Here is a 6,623-nt window from a genome sequence, read left to right on the forward strand (position 1 = left end):
CACGGGCCGGCCGTCAGGAACGCTCCGGGTCCGTATGAGCGGACCGTCCGGCGCGGCACGCCGGGCGGGAACCGGCGTCGGACGGCGGAGCATCCGCAGGGACACCAGCGGCTCGGCCGCCCGGCGCCGCGGCCTGCCGCGGACCGGTAGTCGTCCGCGCCAGGACACTCCGACGAACGCGCCGGGAGGCTGCCTCCCCGCCCTTCCGGCGGCGTTCAGGGACCTTGCACCGCGGTCCCGCACCGCCGGGTCCGCCACGGGCAGCGGAATCCAGCTCCGGCAGGCCCGGCATGACGGACCGTGGACCGCGATGGGCCGATCTTCGGCCGTCGCGGCCCACGGTCCCTGTCCGCGGCCCTGCGTCCGCCCCTGCGCAACCCCGGCCGCCAGGTCGCCCGGATCCCGGGCCGCCCACAGCCGCCGTCCGGCAAGCGGCCGTGCTCCCTGCATCGGGGACGCTTCCTGCCGGCTACCGGTGCCCCGGCACCGTCGTCCGTCACCGACGCAGCCGGAGCGTCCCCTCCTCCGGACCGGCACCATTCGGACCGTCTCCCGGCACGACCGGAGCCCCGGCCGCGGCCTCCGGACCGTCACCGGGATCGCTGGAGCAGCAGACTTCCCACGGCCGTACGCCGGTGCAGGACCGCCTTGCCCGCGCGGACCGTGGTGATCAGGCCGGCGCCCCGCAGTGCGGCCGAGTGTGCCGAGGCGGTGGCGTTGCTGACGCCCAGCCGCCGCGCGAGGCCGCTGGTGGTGTGCTCCTCGGCGAGCAGCATCAGGATGTCGAGCCGGGTCCGGCCCAGTACCGCCGCCAGTGCCGCTTCGCCGCCGTCCGGGCCGGTGGCCGCCAGCGGCAGGCCCGGTCCGGCCGGGTAGGTGACGCCCACCGGTCCGCCGGGCAGTTCGGCCGCGACGGGATGGCCGGTCCAGTGGAAGGCCGGCAGGAGCAGCACTCCGCGACCGTCGAGGTCGATGTCACGGTCCAGGGGCGCGTCGAACTCCCACACTCCGTCGTGCAGCCGGGACCCGGGGACGAGCCGGGTGAGTGCGGTGCCGATGCCGTGTTCCGCGACGGTCAGGGCGTGGCGGGTGAACTCCGTTTGGTGCAGGTCCTGCACCACGGGCCAGACGGGACGGACGATCGCCTCGAAGGCCGCGTGCTGTGCGCGGCGGAGGAGGTGCCAGGCTCCGCGGTCGCCGCGGTGCAGGTCGCGGATCCACGGTGGGGGCGGGGTGGGGTGCCCGGCGTAGACGCGCTCCAGTTCGGAGCGGATCTCCGTCGGCCGGGAAGCGGAGCGGACGGTTTCCAGCCCGTCCTGGAGGGTGTCGTCGAAGACGTCGAGGAATCGGGGTGCCGCCCCGGCGGGGACCAGGTCCGCCAGCGGATCGACGGCGGCCGGGAGGGATCGCAGCAGCCGCTGTCGCCACCGGCCGAAGAGCAGTGGTTCGTCGCGGCGGCACATCATGCCGAGCGCCCCGTTCAGTTCCTGCAGCGGCGCCGGCCGGGAGGCGAACCGGACCTCGGCGACGTCGGCTGCCGTGAAGCGGATCCGGATCACTGTGCTCCCTGCGGGTGCGCGCCATCGTTTCGGGCACAGCCTGAACCATCGCGGGAGGTCGTCGCGTTCGCCAGCATTCGGGACATGCCTTTGTCATTGCACTCGAACGGCCAGGGACGGCGCAAGGGCCGGCCTTCGGACGACAGCACAGGAGGAAGCGTGTCGCACGGCGGACTCGACGGCGGGGAGCGTTCGGGGCGGGGCCGGAGCGCCCGGGAGAGCCCCGGGCCGGCGCCCGCCGGGGTGACCCGACGGGCCGTCACCGGGGCGCTGGCGGCCACCGGACTGACAGCAGCCGGGCTCACGGCAGCCGGGCTCGCGGCCGCGGGCGGCGGCGTCGCACGGGCCCGGGCCGCGGAGCGCGGGGCGCCCTCGGGGGGCCTGAGGCTGCGGCTTCCTGCCCCGACCGGCCCGCACCGGATCGGTGTCACCACGCTGCACCTGGCCGACCGCTCCCGGCGCGACCCGTGGCAGGCGGGGATCCCGGTCCGGGAGGTGATGGTCACCGTGTTCCACCCGGCCCGGACCGTCCGCGGCCGTTCCGTCGCACCGCAGATGGCCCGGGAGGCCGCGGAGGTGTTCGGGGAGTTCGACACCGCGGTTCTCCACCCGGAGCTGCCGACGTCGGGGGTGGACTGGTCGGCCACCCGCACCCACGCGTACAGCGGCGCCCCCGCACAGGCGGTGCGGCGGCCGGTGCTGCTGTACAGCCCGGGTGGCGGCGATCCGCGCACCATGGGCACGAGCCTCGCCGAGGAACTGGCCGGCCACGGCTGGGTGGTGGTGACCGTCGACCATCCCGGGGACGCCGGCGAGGTGGCGTTCCCTGCCGCGACACCCCACCGGGGGCGCGTGCGGAGGACCGATCTCCGGGGGAATCCGCGGTCCGACCCGGGTGTCTTCCGGACCGCGATCGGCACTCGGGTCGCGGATCTCCGTTTCGTCCTGGACCGGTTGGAGGACCTGGCGGCCGGCCGGAATCCGGATGTGCCGGGCCGTGCCCTGCCCGAGGGGCTCGGCGGGGCGCTGGACCTCGGGCGCGTGGGGGTCTACGGGCACTCGGCCGGTGGCACCTGCGCGGCCCAGGCGTTGTACGAGGACCGCCGGATCGGCGCCGCGGTGAATCTGGAGGGCTTTCTGGACCACCCGCCGGAGCGCCCCGGGGAGGAGGGTGCCCTCTTCCCGGTGGCCCGGTACGGGGTGGACCGGCCGCTGCTCCTGGTGGGCACCGACGGCTTCCCGCACCGGGGCGAACTGGAGCGCTCCTGGTCGGCGATGCTCGCCCACGGGGGACCGGGCACCGGGCGGCGGCAGCTCGCCGGTGCCACGCACGGGGTGTTCACCGATTACGCCGCCCTGGCACCGCAGTTGGAGGCGGCCGGGCTGATGTCGGCCGGGGACCGGAGGAAGCTGGTCGGGGCGGTGGGCCCGCGGCAGTCGGTTCCGTGGGTGCGCCACCAGGTGCTCTCGTTCTTCGCCCGGCACCTGCCCGCCCCCTGATTCCCGCTCCCCCGATGCCCGCCCGCCGGCCCGGCCGGCGGCGGGTGTCAGCTCGGCGAGAACTGGGCGACGTACTCGGCGAAGGGCTCGATCCCCGCCTCCGCACGCAGGTCGTCCATGCGGTCGGGCTCCTCGCACGGCCACGGGACGGGGGCGCCGTCGCGCACCCCGGCGATCTGGGTGCCGTAGATCTGCTCGCGGCCCTCGTTCACCCGGGTCCGGTCCCGGAGGAAGGCCAGTTCGCGCGGGCCGGCGGTACCGTCGGCCACCGCCTGCTCCAGCAGTCGGAGCGCCCGCCGCTGCACGTCCAGCTGCCGGTCCGCGTGCTGTGCGATCAGCCAGGCGCCGCGCGCGGCGTCGGCACCGACCAGCTCCGCCGTCGGCCAGCCGTACTCGTCCATGATCTGGTTCAGCCGGTCGCCGTGCTCGGCCGTCCGCCGGCGCCAGGCCAGTTGCGCCGCCGGGTCGTCACTGTTCGCTCCGGGGGCGGTCCGCCGGTCCGCGGCGGCCATGTCGACGAGTTCCGCGGCCAGGGCGGAGATACTGCTGTCGGTCACGCTCACTCCATGGGTATGGGGGGTGGTCGGTTCCTCACCACCGTAGGGGCGCGATACGCGACGAAGATCGTTCCGTGGAACGGTGACAGCGGGGCGCCGCAGCGGCGATACTGGATACACCCCTCGAACGATTCCCCAGCGACACACCCCGCGGACGATCCCAACGATCCCCCGCCCGGGCCCACTCGGCTGCGCGGCCCCCGCCGCTCGAGGAGAGCCGCCGAGGTCATCGCGGGTGGTTGTGGCCCTCGCTCGGATGTCGTCGCCTCACTCCTCGGTCACCATCTGTTCGCACCAGATGGTCTTGCCCTCGCGTGAGTGGCGGGTCCCCCAGCGCTGGGTCAGCTGGGCGACGAGCAGCAGTCCGCGGCCCCCTTCGTCGGAGAGTCGGGCGCGCCGCATGTGCGGAGCCGTGCTGCTGGTGTCGGACACCTCGCAGATGAGGGTCCGGTCGCGGAGCAGCCGCAGCTGGATGGGCTCCTGCGCATAGCGGATCGCGTTGGTGACCAGCTCGCTGACGACGAGTTCGGTGATGTAGGCGCTGTCCTCCAGACCCCATATGGCCAGCCGCTGCTGCGCCCAGGACCGGGCCCGGCTGACGAATTCGGGGTCGGCGGGGACGTCGAGCACGGCGATCTGGTCGTCGTTGAGGGTCCGGGTGCGGGCGATGAGCAGGGCGACGTCGTCGGCAGGGGCACCGGCGGGCAGCAGGTCCGCGAGCACGTGGTCGCACAGCGCGCTCAGGGACGGCTGGGGCCGGGCGAGCGCGCGGCACAGCAGGTCGAGCCCGTGATCGACGTCCGCCTCGCGGGAGTTGAGCAGCCCGTCGGTGTAGAGGGTGACGAGGCTGCTCTCGGGGAGCTGTATCTCGGTGGCCTCGAAGGGCAGGTTGCCGAGGCCGAGCGGTGGTCCGGCGGGGATGTCGAGGATGTCCACGGTGCCGTCGGTGAAGACCACGGCCGGCGGCGGGTGCCCGGCGCGGGCGATGCAGCAGCTCCGGGAGACCGGGTCGTAGACGGCGTAGGTGCAGGTGGCGCCGAGGTCGGCGGCCTGGGTGTCGGTGAGCCGTTCCTCGGCGGCGAGGCGGGTGACGAGGTCGTCGAGGTGGGTGAGGAGTTCGTCCGGCGGCAGGTCGACATCGGCGAGGGTGCGCACGGCGGTGCGGAGCCGGCCCATGGTGGCGGCCGCGTGGATGCCGTGGCCGACGACGTCCCCGACGACGAGGGCCACGCGCTTCCCCGACAGCGGGATGACGTCGAACCAGTCGCCGCCGACGCCGGTCCGCCCACCGGCCGGCAGATAGCGGGAGGCGACCTCGACGGCTGCCTGGGGCGGGAGGGTCTGCGGGAGCAGCGTCTGCTGGAGGGTGAGGGCCGTGGTGTGTTCGCGCAGGTAGCGGCGGGCGTTGTCCAGACAGACGGCGGCACGGGCGACGAGTTCCTCGGCGAGCAGCCGGTCGTCGTCGGTGAAGGGGTCGTTGGTCCGGCGGAGGAAGAGGGTGACGCCGAGGGTGGTGCCGCGGGCCCGGATGGGGACGCCCATGATGGCCTGGAACTGGTGCAGGCGGAATCCCTTGGCCCGGATCGGGTCCTGCGCCAGCCACTCCTGGGTGGCCCGGTCGGTGACCCGCTGCCGGATCGACCGGCCGGTCGCCATGCAGCGCACCGGTGGCGACTGGGCGGGGTAGATGTCCACGTCACCGGGCTGGCGTCCGGCCTCGGGTGTCCCGCGCAGAATGGACTGGTGGGCCACCCGGCGCAGGGCGACGCTGCCGGTGAACGGGCCGGGTTCGTCGCCGTGGAGCAGGGTTTCCAGCAGGTCGACGTGGACCCAGTCGGCGAGCCGGGGGATGGCGGTGTCGGCGAGTTCCTGGGCGGTGCGGGTCAGGTCCAGGGTGCTGCCGATCCGGTCGCTGGCCTCGTTGAGCAGGGCCAGCCGCTCGCGGCTGCGGCTCTGTTCGGTGATGTCGGTGACGGTGGTGCAGACGCCGAGCATGCGGCCGTACCGGTCCTCCAGCGGGGAGGCGGTGGCCGAGAAGGTGTGTTCGTGGTCGGGGTCGGCGGTCACCCGGCCGTGGATCTCCCCGGCGTGCGCGGCCTCGCCGGTCTCGAGCACCTGACGCATGCGCCGTTCCCACACCTCGGCGTCGGATCCGGACAGGATCTCCGAGAGTCGCTTTCCCCGGCGCTCCTCCTCGGGTATGCCGATCAGCCGGGTCATCGCGGCGTTCTGCCGTATGCAGCGGAGGTCGGTGTCGTAGACGGTGAGCGCCACCGGTGAGCGGGTGAAGAGCCAGTCCAGGAGGGAGCGTTCCTCGCCCAGCAGGGGGGATTCCCCGGGGAAGCCGGTGATCAGCAGCCACTGGGCGCGGGTGCCGCTCTCCCGGAGCCGGTGGGCGAAGGCGGCGAGGTGGAGCGGCCGGCCGTCGCGGTGGCGCACGGTGATCCCGCCCGCCCACTCGTCCGTCCCGTCGGGCAGCGTCCAGACGGGCGGACCGGTGCCGGGGAGGAACAACTCGGCCGCCGGTCCTCCGACCGCCTCCGCCACCGGACGTCCGAGCAGCCGCTCGGCCTGCGGGCTCCAGCCGGTGACCACGCCGCTGTCGTCGATGAGGATCGTGGCCCACGGCGGGGGGCTTCCGCTGTCCGGTATCGCCCCGCCGAGACGGGCGTCGTCGGTCATACCGCCCCTGCCTCACGCCGAGGAACCGGGTGGCTGCGTGCCCCGGGCCGATCGCCGGGCCCCGTGAGCCCGGTCCCGTCCGAACGAGAGGCCCTAGCCTCAGCATGCTCTCCCGTCCGGTCCCGGACAACCGGGGCAGCGGGCCTCCGCGTCGCGCCCGTGCGGTGAGGTCGGCGCGCCCGCCCACCGGCCACGGGGCCGCGGCGCGGGCAGGCGGACCCGCGATGCGTCCGGCCCCGCCCGATCCCCCGAGGACCCGATGATGAGCAGCGCCCCCGCCGACGACCGGGCGAGCATCCTCCTGGTGGACGACATGGAGGACAAC

4 protein-coding genes are annotated in these 6,623 nt (G+C 74.5%); 1 reads left to right on the forward strand and 3 read right to left on the reverse strand.

Annotated elements, in window-relative coordinates; genetic code table 11:
- Window positions 1-590 precede the first annotated feature (590 nt).
- Entirely contained in the window at window positions 591-1,559 is a 969-nt protein-coding gene (locus tag ABT112_RS17830; protein ID WP_351510570.1) for an ArsR/SmtB family transcription factor, read from the reverse strand.
- A 285-nt stretch (window positions 1,560-1,844) separates the two neighbouring features.
- On the opposite strand from ABT112_RS17830, the gene ABT112_RS17835 reads away from it, so the two are divergent.
- Entirely contained in the window at window positions 1,845-3,059 is a 1,215-nt protein-coding gene (locus ABT112_RS17835) for an alpha/beta hydrolase family protein (protein ID WP_502975384.1), read from the forward strand.
- 47 nt (window positions 3,060-3,106) lie between these two features.
- Here ABT112_RS17835 and ABT112_RS17840 read toward each other — a convergent pair whose 3' ends face one another.
- Together ABT112_RS17840 and ABT112_RS17845 are read right to left on the reverse strand one after the other, a co-directional pair.
- Complete coding sequence (locus tag ABT112_RS17840) at window positions 3,107-3,616, reverse strand: DUF6624 domain-containing protein (protein ID WP_351510574.1); 510 nt, start codon at window positions 3,614-3,616, stop codon at window positions 3,107-3,109.
- 267 nt (window positions 3,617-3,883) lie between these two features.
- On the reverse strand, window positions 3,884-6,298 hold the full coding sequence (locus ABT112_RS17845; RefSeq protein ID WP_351510576.1) for a SpoIIE family protein phosphatase: 2,415 nt from the start codon (window positions 6,296-6,298) through the stop codon (window positions 3,884-3,886).
- Window positions 6,299-6,623: the final 325 nt, after the last annotated feature.

Origin of the sequence: Streptomyces sp. NPDC002055 (assembly GCF_040296705.1) — a bacterium.
Taxonomy (GTDB): Bacteria; Actinomycetota; Actinomycetes; order Streptomycetales; family Streptomycetaceae; genus Streptomyces.

Excerpts from the sequence above, each read along its gene's own strand:
- ABT112_RS17845 (WP_351510576.1), bottom strand. The coding sequence starts at position 6,298 with ATGACCGACGACGCCCGTCTCGGCGGGGCGATACCGGACAGCGGAAGC.